The sequence below is a fragment of the Streptomyces sp. NPDC104202 genome, assembly GCF_055584185.1.
The window spans coordinates 24,577-46,186 of sequence record NZ_JBVJMN010000003.1; the positions used below are offsets into that span (position 1 = coordinate 24,577).

Here is a 21,610-nt window from a genome sequence, read left to right on the forward strand (position 1 = left end):
CCACCATGCAGCGCACGCGCCGGACCCTGGCCGCCCTCGCCCTGCTGCTCGCCGTGGCGGCGCTCGGCGGCTGCGGCAAGGAGGGCAGCCCGCCCGTCAAGGGTCCCCAGCCCGACCAACTCCCCGTCTACCGGGTCCCGTCGGGCTTCACCCTGCCGGACTCGCCCACCTGGAGGCGGGCGAAGGAGCGTGGCCGCCTCGTCGTCGGAGCCAAGGAGGACCAGCCGTACATGGGCGAGAGGGACCCGGCCACCGGCCGCTACTCGGGCTTCGACATCGAGATCGCCCGGATGACGGCCGCCTCCCTGGGCTTCGACCCGGCCGGCGTCGAGTTCCGCACCGTCGCCTCCGCCAACCGCGAGACCGCCCTGCAGAACGGACAGATCGACTACTACGTCGGCACGTACACCATCAACGACAACCGCAAGAAGCTCGTCGGCTTCGCCGGACCGTACTACCTGGCCGGCCAGTCCCTGCTGGTCCGCACCGACGAGAACGACATCCACGGACCGCAGGACCTCGACGGCCGGCGCGTCTGCTCGGCCGCCGGATCCACCCCGTACCAGCGCATCGAGAAGGACTATCCGAAGGCCGACCTCGTCGCCTACGACAGCTACTCCGTCTGCGTGGACAACCTGCTGACCTACCAGGTCGACGCCGTCAGCACCGACGACACGATCCTCATGGGCTACGCCGCCAAGGTCCCCGACGAACTCAAGCTCGCCGGGAAGCCGTTCTCCGAGGAGCCCTACGGCATCGGCGTCCCCCGCGACGACACCGCGCTCCGCCTCGCGCTCGACGACGCCCTCGCCGTCCACGAGAAGAACGGCGACTGGAAAAAGGCGTACGACGCGACCCTCGGCCTCTCCGGGGTCCCCGCCCCGCGCCCGCCCGCCATCGACCGCTACCCGGCGGGCTGACCCGGAGCCGCCTCCGACAGGGAGTCACCGTCATGGACGTCCTGACCGACAACTTCGCGCTCTACGGAGAGGGCTTCCTCGGCACCGTCGAACTCACCGTCTACGCCTCCGCGCTCGCCCTCGTCCTGGGCTTCGTCATGGCGTCCTTCAGGGTGGCGCCCGTGGGCTCCTTCCGGGTGTTCGGCACGGTCTGGGTCACCGTCCTGCGCAACACCCCGCTGACTCTGCTCTTCTTCGCGGTCATGCTCGGCCTGCCGCGCTTCGGACTCGTCCTGCCCTTCGAGGTGTTCGCGGTCCTCGCGCTCGGCTGCTACACCTCCGCCTTCGTCTGCGAGGCGCTGCGCTCCGGCATCAACACCGTGCCCCGCGGACAGGGCGAGGCGGCCCGCAGCCTCGGCATGAGCTTCACCCAGACCCTCTCCACCGTCGTCCTGCCCCAGGCGTTCCGCACCGTCATCCCGCCCATCGGCTCCACCCTCATCGCCCTCGCCAAGAACTCCGCGATCGCGGGCGCGTTCAGCGTCACCGAACTCCTCGGCACCTACAAGACGCTGAGCGAACTCGGCTACGACATCGTGTGGACGTTCGTCTGGATCGCCGTCGGCTACCTGATCATCACCCTCACCATCAGCGCCCTCTTCCACGTCATGGAGCAGCGCTGGGGAGTCGCCCGATGACCGTCGAGTCCACCGCCCTCTACGACGTCCCCGGGCCGCACGCCCGGCGGCGCCACCTCGTCTACGGCCTCGTGTCCACCGTGGTCATCCTCGCGCTGGCCGCCTGGATCCTCCATCTCCTCTTCGACACCGACCAGTTCACCGCCACCAAGTGGGGACCCTTCGCCTACGAGGGCATCCAGGAGCTGCTGCTCCGCGGGCTCGGCAACACCCTCAAGGCGTTCGCCTACGCCTCGGTGCTCTCCCTGGCGCTCGGCGGGCTCCTCGCCGCCGGCCGCCTCTCCGAACACCGGGTCCTGCGGTGGATCTCGACCGTCGTCGTCGAGTTCTTCCGCGCCATGCCCGTGCTGGTCATGATCTTCTTCATCTTCGTGGCGCTCAAGGTGCAGCCGCTGCCCGCGCTCGTCGCCGGACTGACCCTCTACAACGGCTCCGTGCTCGCCGAGGTGTTCCGGACCGGCGTCCACGCCGTCGCGCGCGGCCAGGGCGAGGCGGCGTACGCGCTCGGCATGCGCAAGACCCAGGTCATGACCTACGTCCTGGTGCCCCAGGCCGTCCGCGCCATGCTGCCCGCCATCATCAGCCAGCTGGTGGTCGCCCTGAAGGACACCTCGCTCGGATTCCTCATCACCTACGAGGAGTTCCTGCACGCCGGCAAGCTGATCGCGTCGAACCTCGACTACGACCTGCCGTTCATCCCCGTCGTGCTGGTCATCTCGCCGATCTACATCGGGATGTGCATGCTGCTCTCCTGGTTCGCCGGCTGGGTGGCGCGCAGGGAGCGCCGCAGCCCGAGGACGAAGGCCGTGGACGTCGCTCCGGCCGCACCGGGAACGCTGCTGCCGGGAGAGCGGTAGCCGGTGTGGCGCCCGCCCGGCAGCAGCCGGTGATCACTCCCGCCGCAGAGGCACCGACACGTACGACGGGTCGGCCGACGGGGAGGAGAAGGTCAGCTGCGCGCCGGTCGGGTTGTGCTCGATGTACAGCGGGTCGACGGTGTCGACGACCAGGGCGAGGCGGTGCCCGGCGGGCACGTCGTACGCCGTGGAGAACAGCTCCAGGTCGACGGCGAACGGCTGCCCCGGGGTGCGGTCGTGGAAGGTGTACGGGGCGTTGCTGACGAGCTTGCCGAGTCCGAGCGGACCGACGTCGTAGAGGTAGGCGACGAGGGTGCCGCTCTCCCTGGTCGAGGTCACCGTGGTGTGCACCCGGGCCGTGCCGCGCACCCGCTGCGCGGTGTCGTACCGCTCGGACTGCCAGACGCCGGCGAAGGCGCGGGGGACCAGCGGGACGGACACGACGGGCGGGGTGCGCAGGAACTGGTCCAGGGCGTTGGTGAGCAGGGTGATGCCGCCGTTGGCGCCGGAGTCGACGTTCGCCAGGATCCGCTGCGTGCCGCCGAGGGCGAACTTCCGCTGGTCCGCGTTGACCGACTTCCAGTCGGCGTAGCCCTCGTAGCCGCCGGTGGAACGGGACTTGAGCTGGACGGGCTGCTCACGGTCGATGCCGTTGTCGTCGCCCTTGAGGTACCGGTCGAACCAGCGGTGGGCGCTGGTCCAGGTGTCGTTGGGGAGTCCGAACAGGCCGGTGGCCTCGGCGGTGGCGTGGTCGCCGGGGCGGAACTCCAGCCGCTTGGGGCCGGTGAGCTTCTCGTAGAAGCTCGCGTACTGGTTGGGCGGGAAGATCGTGTCGCCCCACGCGTTGCCGAGCATGATCGCGGCGCCGTTGGCGTTGATCCGGTCCAGGTACGCGGCGGGTGACCGGGTCCTTCCCCAGGCGATCATCTCGTCCTCCTTGTCGAGGTTCGACGAGAGGAAGTCGCCCAGGATCTGCTGGAGTTCGGACCCGGGGCGGCCCGTGAGGTAGCCGGCGCCGCCGAGCAGCGCGGCGGCCTGGAGGTGCTGGGTGCGCCCGCTGTAGATGGAATCGATCAGGTCCGCCCAGCCGCTCAGGGCGGCGACGGCCTTCACCCGTGGGTCGTGGGCGGCGGCGAGCAGGCTGATGCCGGCGCCGTAGCTCACCCCCGCCATGCCGATGTGGTCCGGGTCCGAGGGGGTGTTCGCCAGGGCCCAGTCGATGACCTTCGACGCGTCGGCGACGTCCTTGGGCCCCGCCGTCTCGATCTCGCCGCCGGACTGCCAGAAGCCGCGCGAGTTGTAGCTCACCACCACGTAGCCGGACTCGGCGAGCCGCTCGGCCTGCGCCAGGTACTCGATCTGCGGCATCGCCCAGCTGGTGGGGAGCACGATCAGGGGGTGGGCGCCGCCGCCGGCGGGGGTGACGACGTTCGCCTTGAGGACGGTGCCGCCGTCGCCGGCGATGTCGACGAACCGGACGCCGCTCCGTCCGGTGGCGGCGGCCTCCGCGGCCTGCGCGCCGGGCGCGAGTCCGAGCGCCGTCCCGGCCACGAGGGCGGCCGAGACGGCGAGGACCAGGGATGTACGCACGGGTCACTCCTCACTGGGGCACTGATGGGGGGCAGTGAAAGTGACCCGACGGTAACCGGCCAGACTTACCCGTGGTAACCGGTCGGTATGTTACGCACGGGTAACGATTGGATCCGAGGCGCGGAGGGTGCCGGCCTCCGTCAGATCCGTCAGGGCGTCCCCGAACCGCCCCGCGGCGACCAGGAACATCGCCCGGTCCGTCAGCGCCCGGGCGAGGGCGCCCCGGCCGGGCGGGACGGAGCGCGCCAGGGCCACCCCCTCGTCGAAGAGGGGGCGGAGCGACTCCTCCAGCCCCGGGTGGCGGGGCCCGTCGTCCCAGCGCGCGGCGGACCGCGCCGTCAGGCGGCGATGGGCCGACAGGGCCTCCCGTGAGGGGCCGGCCCCGGCCGGCCGCGTCGCCTCCGCGCGCAGGGCGGGGATCGCGGCGAGGTAGGCGTCCCGGGTGTCCGGCGACCACTCGTGCAGGTCGGCGCCGAACGGCGGCAGCGGTGCGTCCCGGGACGCCGCGGGCTCCTCCGTCCGGCAGGCCAGGGCGAGCAGGGTCACCCAGGAGGAGCCGGAGCCGCGCGTCGTGATCTCACCGGACTCCGCGAGCCGCCCGAGCACCCCGAGGGCCTCCCGCCGGTCCGCCCCCGCCTCCTCGGGGCGTCCGGCGGCGTCCAGCGCCCCGGCGCGGTGCGTCAGCTCCCACACCAGCCGGGCCGCGGTGAGCGATCCGTCCTCGACCCCCCTCCGCGTGGCGTCGAGGGGGCCCGCCAGCGCGTCCGCCGCCTCTCCGTGCCGCCCGGCCGCCGCCAGCTCCGCCGCCCACTGGACGGCGCCGTCGAAGGTGGCCGGCGGCCGCCCCGCGGCGGCGGCGCGCCCGAGGACCTCCGCCGCTTCCCCGTGGCGTCCCTCCTCCGCCAGCACGTTCGCCAGCCGCCCCTGCCCGGCGAGGGGGTGCCCTGCGATCCCGCCTTCGAAGGCGGCCCGTCCGGCCTCGGCCATCTCCTGGCACGCCGCCCACCCGTCGGCCCGCCGCCCGGCGGCGAAGAGCGCGCGCTGGTGGAACCAGAGGGCCTCCTGGAGCGCCCCCGCCCGGTTCGGTTCGCCGGCGCCGATGCGCCGTGCGGCCTCCACCGCCTCGGCCGTCAGCGCCGGCTCCAGCTCGGGGCGCCCCCTGCGTGCCACCTCGCAGCCGTACGAGGTCAACGCGGAGGCCAGCTTCGGGAGATAGGCCGCCGGGCTCACCCGCGACAGCACCCGGTACGCCTCGACCTCGTCCGCCCGGCTCAGCCGGTCGGATCCGAGCAGCATCGTCCGCGCCCTCAGCACCGCATCGTGATCGACGTTCTCGGAGTGATTCATGACGGAGATTCTGAGGGCCGGTCACGGCCGCGGACCAGGCTTCCGAAGTGTGCGATCGGTCCTACGAAAACCGCCTCTGACCTGTCATGATGGTGACGTCATCACCCCTGGGGACTGCGGGCGGGAGGCACGGTGGGGGACACCAGCGGCGCACCGGACGTCTTCGACCCCCGGCTCTACGCGACCGGCATCCCGCACGACCGCTTCCGCGCCCTGCGCGACCACGCCCCCGTCGCCCGTCAGACGGAGCCCGAGATCCTGGGCTGGCCCGCCGGTCCCGGCTTCTGGGCCGTCACCCGGCACGCCGACGTGGTGCGGGTGCTGAAGGACTCCGGGACGTACTCCTCGCACCTCGGCGCGACCCAGATCCGCGACCCTGACCCCGCCGACCTGCCCTTCATCCGGCGCATGATGCTCAATCAGGACCCGCCGGAGCACGGGCGGCTGAGGCGGCTGGTGAGCCGCGCGTTCACGCCGGGAAGGATCGCGCGGTTCACGGCGACCGCGCGCGAGAGGGCCGCCGGACTCCTTGCCGAGGCGGTCGCGGACGGCGGCGCGGTGGACCTCGTCAGGACGGTCACCGACGACTACGCGCTCCTCAACCTCACCGATCTGCTCGGCGTGCCCGCGAGCGACCGCGGGCTGCTCCACACCTGGACCGAGCGGGTCATCGCCTACCAGGACCCCGACGAGCCGCCCGTCCTGGACGCCGCGGGCCGGCCGGTCAACCCGCGGTCGCCGGCCATGCTCGCCGAGATGTTCGCCTACGCCCAGGACCTCGCCGCGTACAAGCGCTCGCATCCCGCCGACGACGTCATGACCTCCCTGGCCACCTCCGAACTCGCCGACGCGGAACTGGAGATGTTCTTCTTCCTGCTGACCGTCGCGGGAAACGACACGGTCCGCAGCGCCGCCCCCGGCGGCCTCCTCGCGCTGGCCGGGCACCCGGGCGAACAGCGGCGGCTCTGGAACGGCGAGGTGTCCCTGGAGACGGCGGTGGACGAACTCCTGCGCGTGCACCCGCCGGTGCTGTCGTTCCGCCGCACGGCGAACCGCGACACCGAACTGGCCGGGCAGCCCGTCCGCGCCGGCGACAAGGTCGTCGTCTTCCACGCCTCCGCCAACCACGACGAGCGCGTCTTCGCCGAGCCACACCGCCTCGACCTGGCCCGGACGCCGAACCCGCACGTCTCCTTCGGCGACGGCCCGCACGTCTGCCTCGGCGCCCACTTCGCCCGGCTCCAGCTCACGGTGCTCTATGAGGAGGTGCGGCGGACCTGCGGGGGAGTGACCCTCGCCGGACCGCCCCGCAGGCTCGTGTCCAACTTCGTCAACGGGATCAAGTCGCTGCCGGTGCGGCTGCGGGAGCCGTGAGCGCGGTCCGCGTGACGTCGGCGACGAGCTCCACGACGTCGGGGCCGTACGCCTGGGTGTTGACCACCTTCAGAAGCAGGACGAAGGAGCCGTCCGTCCCGTACGTGCCGGCCAGCTCCTTGTAGTGGCGGGCCAGATGTCTCGCAGCGGCCTGATTGGTTATCGCGGCCTGGCCGCAGAGCAGGAACACGGGCCGAACGCCCTCGCCGCGGGTGACGCGGGCGAGGACGACGTATTCGCTCACTCCCCACTCCGCGCGGTAGTTCTCGCCCGCCACGGTGAGCATCCCCCGGTCCTCGATCGGTTCCTGCTCGACGTTCATCGTGACTCCCGGCAGAAGGTTCGGCAGATGGGCTGCCATGCGCCGATTGGAGTAGGGGCCGCCGATGCAGAACTCCGCCACATCCCCCAGTCCCTGACGGGCTGTGTCGTGCTGCACGATGCGGGGTCTTGCCCCGCAGTCCTTGATCAGCGCCGACAGTTCGATGAGCGCCGAGACGTCGGTGGCGTGCACGCTGCGCTCGCTGCCTGCCAGACGGTTCACCACGAGCAGGCACTCCGAGCCGCCCGGCAGGCCGAAGAACGCCTGCTTGCGGCGGAGCCTGCGCCGCCAGAGGTAGGTGCGGGACAGCCAGCCGAGGGAGGCGCTGACCCCGGTCGCCAGGACTCCGAGCACGATGTTCCGCACGTCTTCGTTCATGGGCGGGCATGGTAGCGGCCGACCGGTCCCTTGTTCGAGGCGGTCCTGACGGATCGGGCGGACGGAAGTTACGCTGCGCGGACGGTTGTTGACTGGAGGTAGGAATGCGTCGCTCCGCCGCTGGGAAGGTCTCCGTACTCGCCGTCGCGGCGACGGTGCTCTCGATGGGCGCCGCCGCGCCGGCGCCGGCCCCGCCGAGCGCGCCGCCACCACCCGTCAAGGAACCCGTCGCCGTCGGGTACGGCGGGGCCGTCGCCAGCGTCGACGCCGACGCCTCGGCCGCCGGGGTCGAGGTGCTCCGCAAGGGCGGGAACGCGGTGGACGCCGCCGTCGCCGTCGCGGCCGCCCTCGGCGTCACCGAGCCGTACTCGGCGGGCATCGGGGGAGGCGGCTACCTCGTCTACTACGACGCGAAGAGCCGCACCGTCCACACGATCGACGGGCGCGAGACGGCGCCCCGCTCCGCCGGCGCGGACCTCTTCGTGGAGGACGGGAAGCCGATCCCCTTCGAGGAGGGCCAGACGAGCGGTCTGGGCGTCGGCACCCCCGGCACCCCGGCGACCTGGCAGACCGCCCTTGACGCCTGGGGCAGCCGGCGGCTCTCCACCCTCCTGGAGCCCGCCGAGCGCCTGGCCCGCCAGGGCTTCACCGTCGACGCCACCTTCCGCGCCCAGACGGCCGCCAACGAGGCCCGCTTCCGCGACTTCCCGGCGTCGTCCGCGCTCTTCCTGCCGGGCGGGCAGCTGCCGGTGGTCGGCACCGCGTTCAAGAACCCCGACCTGGCCCGTACGTACGAGAAGCTCGGCCGCGAGGGCGTCGGCGCCCTCTACCGGGGGCCGCTCGCCCGGGACATCGTGAACACCGTCCGCACGCCCCCGGTCCGCGACGGCGCCACCCGGACCGTCCGGCCCGGTGGCCTGACGGAACGTGACCTCGCCGCGTACCGGACGGAGTTCCGCAAGCCCACCAAGGTGTCCTACCGCGGTCTCGACGTGTACGGGATGGCGCCGTCGTCCTCCGGTGGCACGAGCGTCGGCGAGGCGCTCAACATCCTGGAGGGCACCGACCTCTCCGCCGCCTCGCAGGCCGGGTACCTGCACCGGTACATCGAGGCCAGCCGGATCGCCTTCGCCGACCGGGGCCGCTGGGTCGGCGACCCGGGGTTCGAGTCCGTTCCCACGCGGGGCCTGCTGTCCCAGCGGTTCGCCGACTCCCGGGCCTGCCTGATCCGCGACGACGCCGTCCTGGCCAGCCCCCTCCCGCCGGGCGACCCCGCGAGCCCGGTGCCCTGCGCGAGCGGCGGGACCGCCGCCCCGACCCCGTACGAGGGCGAGAACACGACCCATCTGACCGTGGCCGACAAGTGGGGCAACACCGTCGCCTACACCCTGACCATCGAGTCCACGGGCGGCAGCGGCATCACCGTGCCCGGCCGCGGCTTCCTGCTCAACAACGAGCTGACCGACTTCTCCTTCGCCCCGGCGAACCCGGCCGTGCACGACCCGAACCTGCCCGGCCCGGGCAAGCGGCCGCGCTCCTCGATCTCCCCGACGATCGTCCTCGACCGTCACGACCGGCCCGTCCTCGCCCTCGGCTCCCCGGGCGGCGCGACCATCATCACCACCGTCCTCCAGACGCTGACCGGCGTCGTCGACCGCGGCCTGCCGCTCGTCGACGCCATCGCCGCGCCCCGCGCCAGCCAGCGCAACCAGGCGACGACCGAACTCGAACCGGCGCTGTGGAACAGCCCGCTGCGGACCGAACTGGAGGCCATCGGCCACGGTTTCCGGCAGAACCCGGAGATCGGCGCCGCGACCGGCGTCCAGCGTCTCCCCGACGGCCGCTGGCTGGCCGCGGCGGAGACGGTCCGCCGCGGCGGCGGCTCGGCCATGGTGGTCCGGCCGGCCGACGGCAGGGACTGAGGCCCGCCCCGCCGGCCGGCGCGACCACGGGTCGTCCCCCGGCGGGGGGGGGCCGGGCCGTCCTCGGCCCGGAGGTGCCGAGGGCCTTCCGCCGGCCCTCCCCTGCGGGCGCCGGGCGGCTACAGGGCGGTCAGCACCCGCGGTCCGGCGTCCGTGATCGCGACCGTGTGCTCGGCGTGGGAGGCGCGCGAGCCGTCGAGGGTGCGGATGGTCCAGCCGTCGCGGGCCGTGTAGTGGCCGTCCGTCCCGCCGCCGATGAGCATCGGCTCGATCGCCAGCGCCATGCCGTGCCGGAGCCGCATGCCGCGGCCCGGGCGCCCCTCGTTGGGGACGCCCGGGTCCTCGTGCATGGTGCGGCCGATGCCGTGACCGCCGAAGCCGTCGGGGATGCCGTACCCCGCCTCCCGGCAGACCCGGCCGACGGCGTGGGCGATGTCGCCGATCCGGTTGCCGACGACGGCGGCGGCGATGCCGGCCTCCAGGGCGCGCTCCGCCGTGGCGATCAGACGGGTGTCCTCCGGCCGGGCGCGGCCCACCGTGAAGCTGACGGCCGCGTCGCCGACCCAGCCGTCCAGCGCCGCCCCGCAGTCGACGGACACCAGGTCGCCGTCGGCCAGCCGCTCGGAGCCGGGGATGCCGTGCACGATCGCGTCGTTGACCGAGAGGCACACGACCGCCGGGAACGGCACCGGAGCCCACTCCGGGTGGTAGCCCAGGAAGGGCGAGCCGGCGCCCGCCTCCGCCAGGACCTCGCGTGCGGCCCGGTCGAGTTCGGCCAGGGCGACGCCGGGCGCCGCGACCTCCCGGGCGGCGGCGAGGGCCCGTGCGACCACCCGTCCCGCCTCGCGCATCGCGTCCAGGGATTCGTTCGTCTTGATCTCCACCATGCCAATTACTATACCGGTATTAGAATGGCGTCATGGTGCGCACACCCCTGACCCCCGAAGAGCGCGAGCGCGGCGAGCGGCTCGGCGTCCTCCTGCGCGCGGCGCGCGGCGAGCGGTCCATGGCCGAGATCGCCGCGGCCGCCGGACTCTCCGCCGAGACCCTCCGCAAGATCGAGACCGGCCGGGCCCCGACACCCGCCTTCTTCACCGTCGCCGCCCTCGCCGGCGTCCTCGGCCTGTCCATGGACGAGCTCGTCGCGCTCTGCACCCCGGTGCCCGTCTGACGCCCCCGCGCGGGCGGGACCCGGTGGAGCCGCCCCGGGTGCGGCGCGGTCGACGCGCCCGGCCCGGGTCCGGCCGGCGCCACCGCTTAGGCTCCCGGCATGATCTCCGAGGAACTGCGGCGCGGCCGCTACGTCAGCCTGACCACCTACCGGAAGGACGGCACCCCCGTCGCCACCCCCGTCTGGTACGCCGTCGAGGGCTCCGAGCTGTACGCCTGGACCCGCACCGACTCCTGGAAGGTCAAGCGGCTGCGGAACGACGCCCGGGTCCTCGTCGCCGTCTGCGACGTGCGCGGCAACGTCCCGGAGGGCGCCGAGCGCGTCCAGGGCGAGGGGAGGCTCGTCACGGGGGAGGAGCTGACCCGGATCCGCGGCCTGCTCCGGCGCAAGTACACCTGGCAGTTCTGGCTGACCGACGTGCCCGCCATGATCGCCCGGCGGGGGAAGCGCCCGCACACCGGGATCGTCGTGACCTTCTGAGCCGCGCACCCCACCGAAAACGGTCCGTAGTCGTCCCGTAACACGACTGCGGTCCAATGTCCGCGGACCGGAAGGTTCCAGTCGACCGCGGGGCAGGTGCGTGACGCATGACGGTGTATCAACTCCCCACGGGAGTCAGTTCCTTCACGGCGTGGCTGACGGAGCTGGCCCCGCGCCTGCGTCCGGGCGCCGGCTGGTACGGAGTCTTCGCCGAACGCGACCCGGCGGGGATGCGCGCCTGCTTCGCCGGTACGGAGATCCTCCCCTGGGACGTCGTCGAAGCCCTCCTCCAGGACGCCGGCGAACCCGCCGGCGGAGCGTTCGCCGCCCGGGGCCGCACCCTCCACGCGGCGGCGGCAGCCGCCCACGACCGCCGGCCCGGCGGCGCCGCCGCCCTCGCGGAACGCCGGGCCCTCATGGAACGCGAACGCCGCCGCGCCGCCTCCCGCGCGCGCGACCTCGACGACCGCCTCCGCGCCGTCCCGCCTCCCGGGCCCGACGAGGCCGCCCGTCTGCGCCACGACCTCGCCTGGGTCCGCGACGACCACACCCGTGCGCTCGCCCGGGTCCGGGAACTGACGCACCGGCTCGCCGGCCTGGGCGAGGGGGCGCCGGCGCCGGAGGCGGCGAGGGGGCCCGTGCTCGGCCCCGAGCGCTTCGGCGACGAGACGGGCCGCGAGTCGGGTCGCGAGACCGGCCACGCGACAGGCCGCGAGACCGGACGGGCGGCGGTGTCCGCGGCGGCGCAGGCGCCCGCTCCGGTACCGGCATTCGCTCCGGTGCACGCGTACGCTCCGGCTCCGGTGTCGGCCCAGGCGTCGGGTCCGGCCTCCTCTCCGGCATCGGCGCATGCGTCGGATTCGGCATCGGCCCAGGCTTCGGCTCCGGCATCGGCGCATGCGTCGGATTCGGCATCGGCCCAGGCTTCGGCTCCGGCATCGGCCCAGGCGTCGGGTCCGGCATCCGCCCCGTCTCCTGCTCCCGAGGCCGCGGTGAAGGCCAAGCGGCGGCCCCGCGGCGCCCGGTACGCCTGGCTGGAGGAGGGCGACGAGGCGACCGAGGCGCAGGCGGCGGTCGTCCTCCCCGCCGGGGGCGCGGTGCCGCGCGGCGCCCGGTTCGGCGGAGCGGCGCCGGACGAGGGGACGGGGGCGGACGGCCGGACCGCGGTGCCCGGGGCGGACGATCCGGAGGCGGTGCGGGCGGCGGCCAACGCGGTCTACGCGCTGCGGCGGCTGCGCGCCCAGGGGCGCAGCGGCGAGGCGCACGCCCTGCTGTGCGAGGCGCTCGGAGGGCCGCCGGCCCGGCTGCCGGCCCTCGCCGCGGAGCTGCACCGGGCCGGGCTCGGCGCCGACTGGACCACCCTGCTCTGGGAGGCGGCCTCCCTGCCGCCAGGCCGGCTCGCGGCCGTGGCCGGCGCGCTCGCCGACGCCGGCCGGGCCGCCGACTGCGAGCACCTCCTGCGCCAGGGCGTGGCCCGGCCGGTGGAGGAGCTCGCCGGCGCCTGTTCCGCCCTCCGTGCCGAGCACCACGACCGGGAGGCCCGCGCGCTGCTCACCGCCTTCGTCCGCGCCCGCACCCCCGAGGACGCCGCCCACCTCGCCGCCGCGGACCCCCGCACCCTCGTCCCCCGGCTCCTCGACGCCGCCCGCGCCGTCTCCGCCGCCCGCGAGCGCGACGTCCACCACGCCCTGCGGGTGGCGGGCCTGGCGGGGGCCTGACGGAGTCGGGGGTCCCGCGCTCCGCCGAGGCGGGCGGGCCGTCGCCCCGAGCATTCGGGCGGCGCGGGATGGGTCCGTACGTGTCGGTACGTGTCCGACGTGGACCACTCGGGTATGAAACATGATCGACCCGGCCGCTTCGCTGCGGTGGTCTTGCTCCGGGGTGTGACGGGGCTTACGTTCTCCTCCTACGCATCGCGTCTACGTGCGTAGAGGCTCTCTGACGCCGTGCCGAAGGAGCAGCTCATGACCGACGTCGTACGCGCCGCACTCGTCCAGGCGACCTGGACCGGCGACACCGAATCCATGATCGCCAAACACGAGGAACACGCCCGGGAGGCCGCCCGGCAGGGCGCCAAGGTGATCGGCTTCCAGGAGGTGTTCAACGCCCCCTACTTCTGCCAGGTCCAGGAGCCCGAGCACTACCGGTGGGCCGAGCCCGTCCCCGACGGCCCCACCGTCTCCCGGATGCGCGACCTCGCCCGCGAGACCGGGATGGTGATCGTGGTCCCCGTCTTCGAGGTCGAGAGCGAGGGCTTCTACTACAACACCGCCGCCGTCATCGACGCCGACGGCTCCTACCTCGGCAAGTACCGCAAGCACCACATCCCGCAGGTCAAGGGCTTCTGGGAGAAGTACTACTTCCGCCCGGGCAACGCCGGCTGGCCGGTCTTCGACACCGCCGTCGGCAAGATCGGGGTGTACATCTGCTACGACCGGCACTTCCCCGAGGGGTGGCGGCAACTCGGTCTCAACGGTGCGCAGTTGGTCTACAACCCGTCGGCCACCCATCGCGGCCTGTCGTCCTACCTCTGGCAGCTGGAGCAGCCCGCCGCGGCCGTCGCCAACGAGTACTTCGTCGCCGCGATCAACCGCGTCGGCGTCGAGGAGTACGGCGACAACGACTTCTACGGCACCAGCTACTTCGTCGACCCGCGCGGCCGCTTCGTCGGCGAGCCCGCCTCCGACAAGAGCGAGGAACTCGTCGTCCGCGACCTCGACTTCGGGCTCATCGAGCAGGTGCGCCAGCAGTGGGCCTTCTACCGGGACCGCCGCCCCGACGCGTACGACGGGCTGGTGCAGCCGTGAGCGGTCTCTTCGAGCGGCACAAGGCCGTCATCCCCGACTGGGTCGCCCTCTACTACCGCGACCCCATCGAGATCACCCACGGCGAGGGCCGGCACGTCTGGGACGCCGAGGGGCGCAGGTACCTCGACTTCTTCGGCGGCATCCTCACCACCATGACCGCCCACGCCCTGCCCGAGGTCACCAAGGCCGTCGCCGAGCAGGCCGGACGCATCATCCACTCCTCGACGCTCTACCTCAACCGGCCGATGGTGGAGCTCGCCGAGCGGATCGCCGGCCTGTCCGGCATCCCCGACGCCCGCGTCTTCTTCACCACCTCCGGCACCGAGGCCAACGACACGGCGCTGCTGCTCGCCACCGCGTACCGCCGCTCGAACCAGATCCTGGCGATGCGCAACAGCTACCACGGCCGGTCCTTCTCGACCGTCGGCATCACCGGCAACCGCTCCTGGTCGCCCACCGGGCTCTCGCCGCTGCAGACCCTCTACGTGCACGGCGGTGTCCGCACCCGCGGCCCGTACGCCGGATTCACCGACGACCGGTTCATCGAGGCGTGCGTCGCCGACCTCGAGGACCTCCTCGGCCACACCCGCGAGGTCGCCGCGCTGATCGCCGAACCGATCCAGGGCGTCGGCGGCTTCACCTCCCCGCCCGACGGGCTGTACGCCGCCTTCCGCCGCGTCCTCGGCCGGCACGGCATCCTCTGGATCGCCGACGAGGTGCAGACCGGCTGGGGCCGCACCGGCGAGCACTTCTGGGGCTGGCAGGCGCACGGCCAGGCCGGGCCGCCCGACATCCTCACCTTCGCCAAGGGCATCGGCAACGGCATGTCCGTCGGCGGTGTCGTCGCCCGCGCCGAGGTCATGAACTGTCTCGACGCCAACTCCATCTCCACCTTCGGCGGATCGCCGGTCACCATGGCCGCCGGCCTCGCCAACCTCTCGTACCTGCTCGAACACGACCTCCAGGGCAACGCGCGCCGCGTCGGCGGCCTCCTGATCGAACGCGTCCGCGCCGCCTGCGCCCGGGTCCCCGAGGTGCGCGAGGTCCGCGGCCGCGGCCTGATGATCGGCATCGAGCTGACGGAGCCGGGCACCGACCGGGCGAACCCGGACGCGGCCGCCGCCGTCCTGGAGGCCGCGCGCGAGAACGGCCTGCTCATCGGCAAGGGGGGCGGCCACGACACGAGCACCCTGCGCATCGCCCCGCCGCTCTCGCTCACCGTCGCCGAGGCCGAGGAGGGCGCCGCGCTCCTCGAACAGGCACTCGCGACCCTGTAACCGTCCCCTCAAGCAGGGAGAGTCCCGTGAGCACCCGAACCCTGATCAGGGGCGGTCTCGTCGTCACCGCCGCGGACGAGGTCCACGCCGACGTGCTGATCGAGGACGGCCGCGTCGTCGCCCTCGCAACCCACGGCTCGGACGTGGCGGCCGGCTGGACCGCCGACCGGATCCTCGACGCCACCGACCGCTACGTGCTGCCCGGCGGCGTCGACGCCCACACGCACATGGAGCTGCCCTTCGGCGGCACCTCCGCCTCCGACACCTTCGAGACCGGCACCCGCGCCGCCGCGTGGGGCGGCACCACCACCATCGTCGACTTCGCCGTGCAGAGCGTCGGCCGGAGCCTGCGGGAGGGACTCGACACCTGGTACGCGAAGGCCGACGGCAACTGCGCGATCGACTACGCGTTCCACATGATCCTCTCCGACGTCAACGAGCACACGCTCAAGGAGATGGACCGGCTCGTCCAGGAGGGCATCTCCTCGTTCAAGCTGTTCATGGCCTACCCCGGCGTCTTCTACAGCGACGACGGGCAGATCCTGCGCGCCATGCAGCGCTCCGCCGACAACGGCGGGCTGATCATGATGCACGCCGAGAACGGCATCGCCATCGACGTCCTCGTCGAACAGGCCCTCGCCCGCGGCGAGACCGACCCCCGCTACCACGGCGAGGTCCGCAAGGCGCTCCTGGAGGCCGAGGCCACCCACCGCGCCATCCAGCTCTCCCGCGTGGCCGGTTCGCCCCTCTACGTCGTCCACGTCTCCGCCGAGGAGGCCGTCGCCGAGATCGCCGCCGCCCGCGACAAGGGCCTCCCGGTCTTCGGCGAGACCTGCCCGCAGTACCTCTTCCTGTCCACCGACAACCTCGCCGAACCGGGCTTCGAGGGCGCCAAGTACGTCTGCTCCACCCCGCTCAGGCCGAAGGAGCACCAGGCCGCACTCTGGCGCGGTCTGCGCACCGACGACCTCCAGGTGGTCTCCACCGACCACTGCCCCTTCTGCTTCACCGGCCAGAAGGACCTCGGCCGCGGCGACTTCTCCAAGATCCCCAACGGCCTGCCCGGGGTGGAGAACCGCATGGACCTCCTCCACCAGGCCGTCGTGGAGGGGCGCATCTCCCGGCGCCGCTGGATCGAGATCGCCTGCGCCACCCCGGCCCGGATGTTCGGTCTCCACCCGCAGAAGGGGACGATCGCGCCGGGCGCCGACGCGGACGTCGTCATCTACGACCCGCACGCCCGCCAGACGATCTCCGCGTCCACCCACCACATGAACGTCGACTACTCCGCGTACGAGGGGAAGACGATCACGGGCCAGGTCGAGACGGTCCTCTCGCGCGGCGAACTCGTCATCGACCACCGGAAGTTCACCGGTCGCGCCGGACACGGCGTCTTCACCCCCCGCTCCACCTGTCAGTACCTGAACTAGGAGATCGACGTTGGACTTCGGACTCGTCCTGCAGACCGACCCGCCCGCCTCGGAGGTCGTCGGACTGATGCGCCGGGCGGAGCGCAACGGCTTCCGCTACGGCTGGACCTTCGACTCGGCCGTGCTCTGGCAGGAGCCCTTCGTCATCTACAGCCGGATCCTGGAGCACACCACCAAGCTCCACGTCGGACCGATGGTGACCAACCCGGGGACCCGGACGTGGGAGGTGACGGCCTCCACCTTCGCGACCCTGAACGACATGTTCGGCAACCGCACCGTCTGCGGCATCGGCCGCGGCGACTCCGCCATGCGCGTCGCCGGCCGCAGGCCCAACACACTCGCCCGGCTCGGCGAGGCCATCGACGTCATCCGCGACCTCGCCGAGGGCCGCGAGGCGTCCGTGGACGGCAGCCCGATCCACCTGCCCTGGGTGCGGAACGGAAAGCTGCCGGTGTGGATGGCCGCGTACGGCCCCAAGGCGCTCGCCCTCGCCGGACAGAAGGCCGACGGGTTCATCCTCCAGCTCGCCGACCCGTTCCTCACCGAGTGGATGGTCAAGGCGGTCCGCCAGGCCGCCGCCGACGCCGGACGCGACCCCGACGCCCTCACCATCTGCGTCGCCGCCCCCGCCTACGTCACGGCCGACGACTCCCCGGAGGCCCTGGCCCACGCCCGCGACCAGTGCCGCTGGTTCGGCGGTATGGTCGGCAACCACGTCGCCGACCTCGTGACCAAGTACGGCGAGCACTCCGGCATGGTGCCCGAGGAGCTCACCGCCTACATCAAGAACCGTCAGGGCTACGACTACAGCCACCACGGCCGGGCCGACAACCCCGACACCACCTTCGTCCCCGACGACATCGTCGACCGCTTCTGCCTCCTCGGCCCCGCCGACGCCCACGTCGCCAGACTCCGCCATCTCCAGGACCTCGGCGTCGACCAGTTCGCCGTCTACGACATGCACGACAACCGCGAAGGCACCATCGACGCCTACGGCACGTCCGTCATCCCGCTCTTCTCCTGACCCCACGCCCGCCGCAGGCCCGACCCACGAGGAGCGTGACAGCCATCTCCACGGCGGCCAGGAGCAGCCGTTCGGCGGCCCGCGGCGTCTGCGGCACGGCGCTCACGCGCCGGCGTTCAGCTGCTCCTCGAGGGAGGCCAGCGTCCGGTAGCAGTCCAGCACCTGGGCGAGGGAGGAGTTCGGCTCGCGGCCCTCGCGGATCGCGGCGACGAACTCGCGGTCCTGGAGCTCGATGCCGTCCATCGACACGTCGACGCCGCTGACGTCGACCGGCTCGTCCTTGCCGGTGAACAGGTCGTCGTAGCGGGCGAGGTAGGTGCCGGTGTCGCCGATGTACCGGAAGAACGTGCCCAGCGGGCCGTCGTTGTTGAACGACAGCGACAGCGTGCAGAGCGCGCCGTTCGCCGCCCGCAGCTGGATCGACATGTCCATCGCGATGCCCAGCTCGGGGTGGATCGGACCCTGCAGGGCGTTGGCCTGCACGATCGGCGAGCCGGTCTGGTAGGCGAACAGGTCGACGGTGTGGGCGGCGTGGTGCCACAGCAGGTGGTCGGTCCAGGAGCGCGGCTCGCCCAGCGCGTTGAGGTTCTTCCGGCGGAAGAAGTACGTCTGCACGTCCATCTGCTGGATGCCGAACGTGCCGGCCTCGATCCGCCGCCGCACCCACTGGTGGCTGGGGTTGAAGCGCCGGGTGTGGCCCGCCATGGCGACGAGCCCGGTCCGCTCCTGCGCCGCCAGGCACGCCTCGGCGTCCGCGAGGGAGGCGGCGACCGGGATCTCGACCTGGACGTGCTTGCCCGCGGCGAGGCAGGCCAGCGTCTGCTCGGCGTGCATCGGCGTGGGCGTGGCCAGGACGACGGCGTCGACGTCGTCCATGGCCAGCACCTCGTCCAGGGAGGCCGCGGCGCGGCCCACGCCCTGCTCGGCGGCGAACTTCCGCGCGCGCTCCAGGGTGCTGCTCACCACGGCGGTCACCTCGACGCCGTCGATCCGGCGCAGGGCGGCCGCGTGCTTGGCACCGAAGGCGCCGCCGCCGGCCAGGGCGATCCTCAGGGTCCGGTTGTCGGTCATGTCACTCCTTCACGGCGGGCTCGTCGGCCCGCGGGCGGTTTTCCAGGATCAGGTGCCCGACGGCGGTGTTGGACGCGGGCACATGGTAGAAGCGGTGCTTGAGCCCGACCTCGCCGGAACCGTCGACGTCGCTCATCGCCCCGCGGGCTATCAGCCACATGACCAGCTCGATGCCCTCCGAGCCGGCCTCCTCGACGTACTCCAGGTGCGGCACCTCGGCGAGGCCCGCCGGGTCCTCGACGAGCCGGTCGAGGAAGGCGTTGTCCCACTCCCGGTTGATCAGGCCGGCCCGCGGCCCCTGGAGCTGGTGGCTCATGCCGCCGGTGCCCCACACCTGGACCTTCAGCGGCCGGTCGTAGGACTCGATCGCCCTGCGCAGGGCCCGTCCGAGCGCGAAGCACCGGGCGCCCGAGGGAACCGGGTACTGCACCACGTTGACGTGGAACGGGATGACCTTGCACGGCCACCTGTCGACGTCGCCGAACATCAGCGACAGCGGCACGGTCAGGCCGTGGTCGACGGCCATCTCGTTGACGAGGGTGAGGTCGAAGTCGTCCCGGATGAGCGCGTGCGCGATGTGCGCCGCCAGGTCGGGGTCGCCCTCGATGCCGGGGACGGGGCGGGGCCCGTACCCCTCGTCGGCGGTGGGGTAGGCGGCACCGGTGCCCAGCACGAAGGTCGGGATCATCGACTGGTCGAAGGCGCTGGCGTGGTCGTTGTAGACCAGGAAGACGACGTCGGGGACGTTCTCCCGCTCCCACTCCCGGGAGTACGCGTACCCGTCGAAGACCGGCCGCCAGTAAGGCTCCCCGGTCTTGCCGTGGTCCAGCGCGGCGCCGATCGCCGGCACGTGCGAGGTGAAGACGGCAGCGGTGATCTCGGCGTGCTCCGCCGGGGCCGCCGGGGCGTGCGCCGCTTCGAGGACGGCGTGGTCGATCCGGTTGCCCTCGACCGGGCGGCCCCCGCGGGCCATCATGTCGCGGTACTCCTGCTCGGTCATCCCCGTCATCGAGCCGGCCATCTGCTGGAACGAGAAGCCCAGCGTGGCGCCCCACTTGGCGAGGAAGTAGATGTTGCCTCCCTCGCGCATCGCCGCGTTCAGGTCACGGTCGAGCAGCGCCTGCTTCTGCTCCTCCCGCAGCGGCCACGCGTCCAGGTAGGCACGCTCGTCGGCGAGGTAGCTCGCGCGGTTCTCCGCGGTCATCAGGGACATGCAGAACTGGTTGAGGTGGTATCCCTTGGCCGACTGCTCGGAGTCGAAGATCGTCGTCCCCGGAACCAGCTTGTAGGTCTTGTCCAGCGCCATGCCGGTGCTCCGATCGAGGTGGTCAGGAGACGTCGGGGGCGACGTCGGGCCAGTACAGGCGCATCGGGTTGTCGACGAGCAGCCGCCGCCGCAGCTCCGGTGTCGGGGCGATGTGCGGGACGAAGTCGACGAGCAGCCCGTCGTCGGGCATGTGGTCGGTGAGGTTGGGGTGGGGCCAGTCGGTGCCCCACAGGACCCGGTCGGGGAACTCCTCGACCACGCGCCGGGCGAAGGGGACGACGTCGCGGTAGGCGGCCCGCTCCCCGTCGAGGGCCGGCGGTCCGGCGGCCGACAGCCGTTCCGGACACGTCACCTTGCACCAGATGTCGGGCCGGGCCCGCAGGAAGTCCAGGAACGCCTCGAAGTCCTCGCCCCGGGGGTCCTTCGCGGTGTCCGGCCGCCCCATGTGGTCGACGACCAGCGGCACCGGGATCGACAGCAGGAAGTCCCGCAGACCGGGGAGGTCCGCCGCCTCGAAGTAGACGACGACGTGCCAGCCGTAGGGCGCGATCCGTGCGACGACGTCCCGCAGGTCCTGCTCCGGCGCCGCGTCCACCAGCCGCCGGACGAAGGCGAACCGCACCCCGCGGACGCCCGCCTCGTGCAGCTCGCGCACCTGCGCGTCCGTGACGTCCGGGCGCAGCGTCGCGACGCCCCGGGCCCGTCCGCCGGAGGCGCGCAGCGCGTCGACCATGGCGGAGTTGTCGGAGCCGTGACAGGTGGCCTGCACCACGACGTTCCGGGCGAAGCCGAGGTGGTCGCGGAGCGCGAACAGCTGCTCCCGGGAGGCGTCGCAGGGCGTGTACTTGCGCTCCGGCGCGTACGGGAACACGGCGCCGGGGCCGAAGACGTGGCAGTGCGCGTCGACGGCGCCCTGCGGGAGCCGGAGCTCCGGCCGGCTCGGACCGGTGTACCAGTCGAGCCAGCCGGGGGTCTTCTCGAAGTCCGTCGTCATCGTCAGTCCTCGTACCGCAGTCCGAGCTCGGCCAGCGGGCCGCGCATGCCGTACAGGTCCAGGCCGAGCGCGCCCGCCCGGAAGCGGGCCCGTTTGCCCTCCTCGGCGGCCTCGCGCGCGGCGGACGCGGCGGCCACCTCGGCGGCCCGCTCCCGCGGGACCACCACGACGCCGTCGGCGTCGGCGACGATCACGTCACCGGGCCGCACCAGGGCGTTCGCGCAGACCACGGGGGTGTTGACGGAGCCGAGGGTGGCCTTGACCGTGCCCTTGGCGTGGACCGCGCGGGAGAAGACGGGGAAGTCCATCCCCTCCAGGTCGGCGACGTCGCGGACCCCGCCGTCGATGACCAGGCCCCGGCAGCCCCGGGCGCGGAAGGAGGTGGCGAGCAGCTCGCCGAAGAAGCCGTCCTCGCTCTCGGTCGTGCAGGCCGCGACGACGACGTCGCCCTCCTGGATCTGCTCGGCGGCGACGTGCAGCATCCAGTTGTCGCCGGGCTGGAGGAGCACGGTCACCGCCGTGCCGCACATCCGGGCCTTCGGGTACACCGGGCGCAGGTAGGGGCGCATCAGCCCCACGCGGCCCATGGCCTCGTGGACGGTGGCGACGCCGAACGCCGACAGCGCGGCGACGGCCTCCGGTTCGGCCCGGTCGATCTTCGTGTGGACGACGCCGATCTCGGTGTGTTCCATCGTGGCCTCC

Annotated in this window: 20 protein-coding genes; 12 read left to right on the forward strand and 8 right to left on the reverse strand. The window is 72.8% G+C overall.

Annotated elements, in window-relative coordinates; genetic code table 11:
* Window positions 1–5 precede the first annotated feature (5 nt).
* From ACZ60W_RS02690 to ACZ60W_RS02700, 3 genes are read left to right on the forward strand one after another with little or no spacing between them, the layout of a single operon-like run.
* Complete coding sequence (locus tag ACZ60W_RS02690; RefSeq protein ID WP_469753520.1) at window positions 6–920, forward strand: glutamate ABC transporter substrate-binding protein; 915 nt, start codon at window positions 6–8, stop codon at window positions 918–920.
* A gap of 32 nt (window positions 921–952) precedes the next feature.
* Complete coding sequence (locus ACZ60W_RS02695; RefSeq protein ID WP_469753521.1) at window positions 953–1,597, forward strand: amino acid ABC transporter permease; 645 nt, start codon at window positions 953–955, stop codon at window positions 1,595–1,597.
* The gene (locus ACZ60W_RS02700; RefSeq protein ID WP_469753522.1) at window positions 1,594–2,454 is read left to right on the forward strand and encodes an amino acid ABC transporter permease; all 861 of its coding nucleotides are present in this window, start codon (window positions 1,594–1,596) and stop codon (window positions 2,452–2,454) included. The genes ACZ60W_RS02695 and ACZ60W_RS02700 overlap by 4 nt, the downstream gene beginning before the upstream one ends.
* Window positions 2,455–2,487: 33 nt before the next feature.
* Here ACZ60W_RS02700 and ACZ60W_RS02705 read toward each other — a convergent pair whose 3' ends face one another.
* Both ACZ60W_RS02705 and ACZ60W_RS02710 read right to left on the reverse strand, forming a co-directional pair.
* Window positions 2,488–4,044, reverse strand: coding sequence for a CocE/NonD family hydrolase (locus ACZ60W_RS02705; RefSeq protein WP_469753523.1), 1,557 nt, complete (start codon window positions 4,042–4,044; stop codon window positions 2,488–2,490).
* A gap of 90 nt (window positions 4,045–4,134) precedes the next feature.
* Entirely contained in the window at window positions 4,135–5,391 is a 1,257-nt protein-coding gene (locus ACZ60W_RS02710) for a hypothetical protein (RefSeq protein WP_469753524.1), read from the reverse strand.
* Window positions 5,392–5,523: 132 nt separating this feature from the next.
* Here ACZ60W_RS02710 and ACZ60W_RS02715 point away from each other — a divergent pair, with 132 nt between their 5' ends.
* Window positions 5,524–6,765, forward strand: a complete 1,242-nt coding sequence (locus ACZ60W_RS02715; protein WP_469753525.1) for a cytochrome P450 — start codon at window positions 5,524–5,526, stop codon at window positions 6,763–6,765.
* Here ACZ60W_RS02715 and ACZ60W_RS02720 read toward each other — a convergent pair.
* Window positions 6,731–7,465 (reverse strand): hypothetical protein, encoded by a 735-nt coding sequence (locus ACZ60W_RS02720; RefSeq protein ID WP_469753526.1) that lies wholly within the window; start codon window positions 7,463–7,465, stop codon window positions 6,731–6,733. The two genes, ACZ60W_RS02715 and ACZ60W_RS02720, sit on opposite strands and share 35 nt — an antisense overlap.
* Window positions 7,466–7,569: 104 nt before the next feature.
* Here ACZ60W_RS02720 and ggt point away from each other — a divergent pair, with 104 nt between their 5' ends.
* Complete coding sequence (gene ggt / locus ACZ60W_RS02725; RefSeq protein ID WP_469753527.1) at window positions 7,570–9,387, forward strand: gamma-glutamyltransferase; 1,818 nt, start codon at window positions 7,570–7,572, stop codon at window positions 9,385–9,387.
* Between the two features lie 119 nt (window positions 9,388–9,506).
* Here the strand turns inward: ggt and map are convergent, their stop codons facing one another.
* Window positions 9,507–10,274 carry a type I methionyl aminopeptidase gene (gene map / locus ACZ60W_RS02730; RefSeq protein ID WP_469753528.1) on the reverse strand — a complete coding sequence of 256 codons (768 nt, stop codon included), beginning with the start codon at window positions 10,272–10,274 and terminating at the stop codon, window positions 9,507–9,509.
* A 32-nt stretch (window positions 10,275–10,306) separates the two neighbouring features.
* On the opposite strand from map, the gene ACZ60W_RS02735 reads away from it, so the two are divergent.
* The 7 genes from ACZ60W_RS02735 to ACZ60W_RS02765 all read left to right on the forward strand — a co-directional run bounded on the left by ACZ60W_RS02735 (window position 10,307) and on the right by ACZ60W_RS02765 (window position 17,576).
* Complete coding sequence (locus ACZ60W_RS02735) at window positions 10,307–10,558, forward strand: helix-turn-helix domain-containing protein (protein WP_469753529.1); 252 nt, start codon at window positions 10,307–10,309, stop codon at window positions 10,556–10,558.
* Between the two features lie 99 nt (window positions 10,559–10,657).
* Complete coding sequence (locus ACZ60W_RS02740; RefSeq protein WP_469753530.1) at window positions 10,658–11,038, forward strand: PPOX class F420-dependent oxidoreductase; 381 nt, start codon at window positions 10,658–10,660, stop codon at window positions 11,036–11,038.
* A gap of 107 nt (window positions 11,039–11,145) precedes the next feature.
* A complete protein-coding gene (locus ACZ60W_RS02745; protein ID WP_469753531.1) occupies window positions 11,146–12,756 on the forward strand; it encodes a UL36 very large tegument protein in 1,611 nt (536 codons plus the stop codon).
* Window positions 12,757–13,002: 246 nt separating this feature from the next.
* Window positions 13,003–13,845 (forward strand): nitrilase-related carbon-nitrogen hydrolase, encoded by an 843-nt coding sequence (locus ACZ60W_RS02750; RefSeq protein ID WP_469753532.1) that lies wholly within the window; start codon window positions 13,003–13,005, stop codon window positions 13,843–13,845.
* Complete coding sequence (locus tag ACZ60W_RS02755) at window positions 13,842–15,122, forward strand: aspartate aminotransferase family protein (protein ID WP_469753533.1); 1,281 nt, start codon at window positions 13,842–13,844, stop codon at window positions 15,120–15,122. Before ACZ60W_RS02750 ends, ACZ60W_RS02755 begins: the two co-directional genes overlap by 4 nt.
* A 26-nt stretch (window positions 15,123–15,148) precedes the next feature.
* Window positions 15,149–16,552: a dihydropyrimidinase gene (hydA, locus tag ACZ60W_RS02760; protein ID WP_469753534.1), complete on the forward strand. Its 1,404-nt coding sequence runs from the start codon at window positions 15,149–15,151 to the stop codon at window positions 16,550–16,552.
* 10 nt (window positions 16,553–16,562) lie between these two features.
* Window positions 16,563–17,576, forward strand: a complete 1,014-nt coding sequence (locus tag ACZ60W_RS02765; protein WP_469753535.1) for a TIGR03842 family LLM class F420-dependent oxidoreductase — start codon at window positions 16,563–16,565, stop codon at window positions 17,574–17,576.
* Between the two features lie 102 nt (window positions 17,577–17,678).
* Here the strand turns inward: ACZ60W_RS02765 and ACZ60W_RS02770 are convergent, their stop codons facing one another.
* From ACZ60W_RS02770 to ligK, 4 genes are read right to left on the reverse strand one after another with little or no spacing between them, the layout of a single operon-like run.
* A complete protein-coding gene (locus tag ACZ60W_RS02770; RefSeq protein WP_469753536.1) occupies window positions 17,679–18,647 on the reverse strand; it encodes a Gfo/Idh/MocA family oxidoreductase in 969 nt (322 codons plus the stop codon).
* Between the two features lies 1 nt (window position 18,648).
* Window positions 18,649–19,953, reverse strand: a complete 1,305-nt coding sequence (ligA, locus tag ACZ60W_RS02775; RefSeq protein ID WP_469753537.1) for a protocatechuate 4,5-dioxygenase subunit alpha — start codon at window positions 19,951–19,953, stop codon at window positions 18,649–18,651.
* Window positions 19,954–19,975: 22 nt separating this feature from the next.
* Window positions 19,976–20,908, reverse strand: coding sequence for an amidohydrolase family protein (locus tag ACZ60W_RS02780; RefSeq protein ID WP_469753538.1), 933 nt, complete (start codon window positions 20,906–20,908; stop codon window positions 19,976–19,978).
* 2 nt (window positions 20,909–20,910) lie between these two features.
* A complete protein-coding gene (ligK, locus tag ACZ60W_RS02785; protein WP_469753539.1) occupies window positions 20,911–21,600 on the reverse strand; it encodes a 4-carboxy-4-hydroxy-2-oxoadipate aldolase/oxaloacetate decarboxylase in 690 nt (229 codons plus the stop codon).
* Window positions 21,601–21,610: the final 10 nt, after the last annotated feature.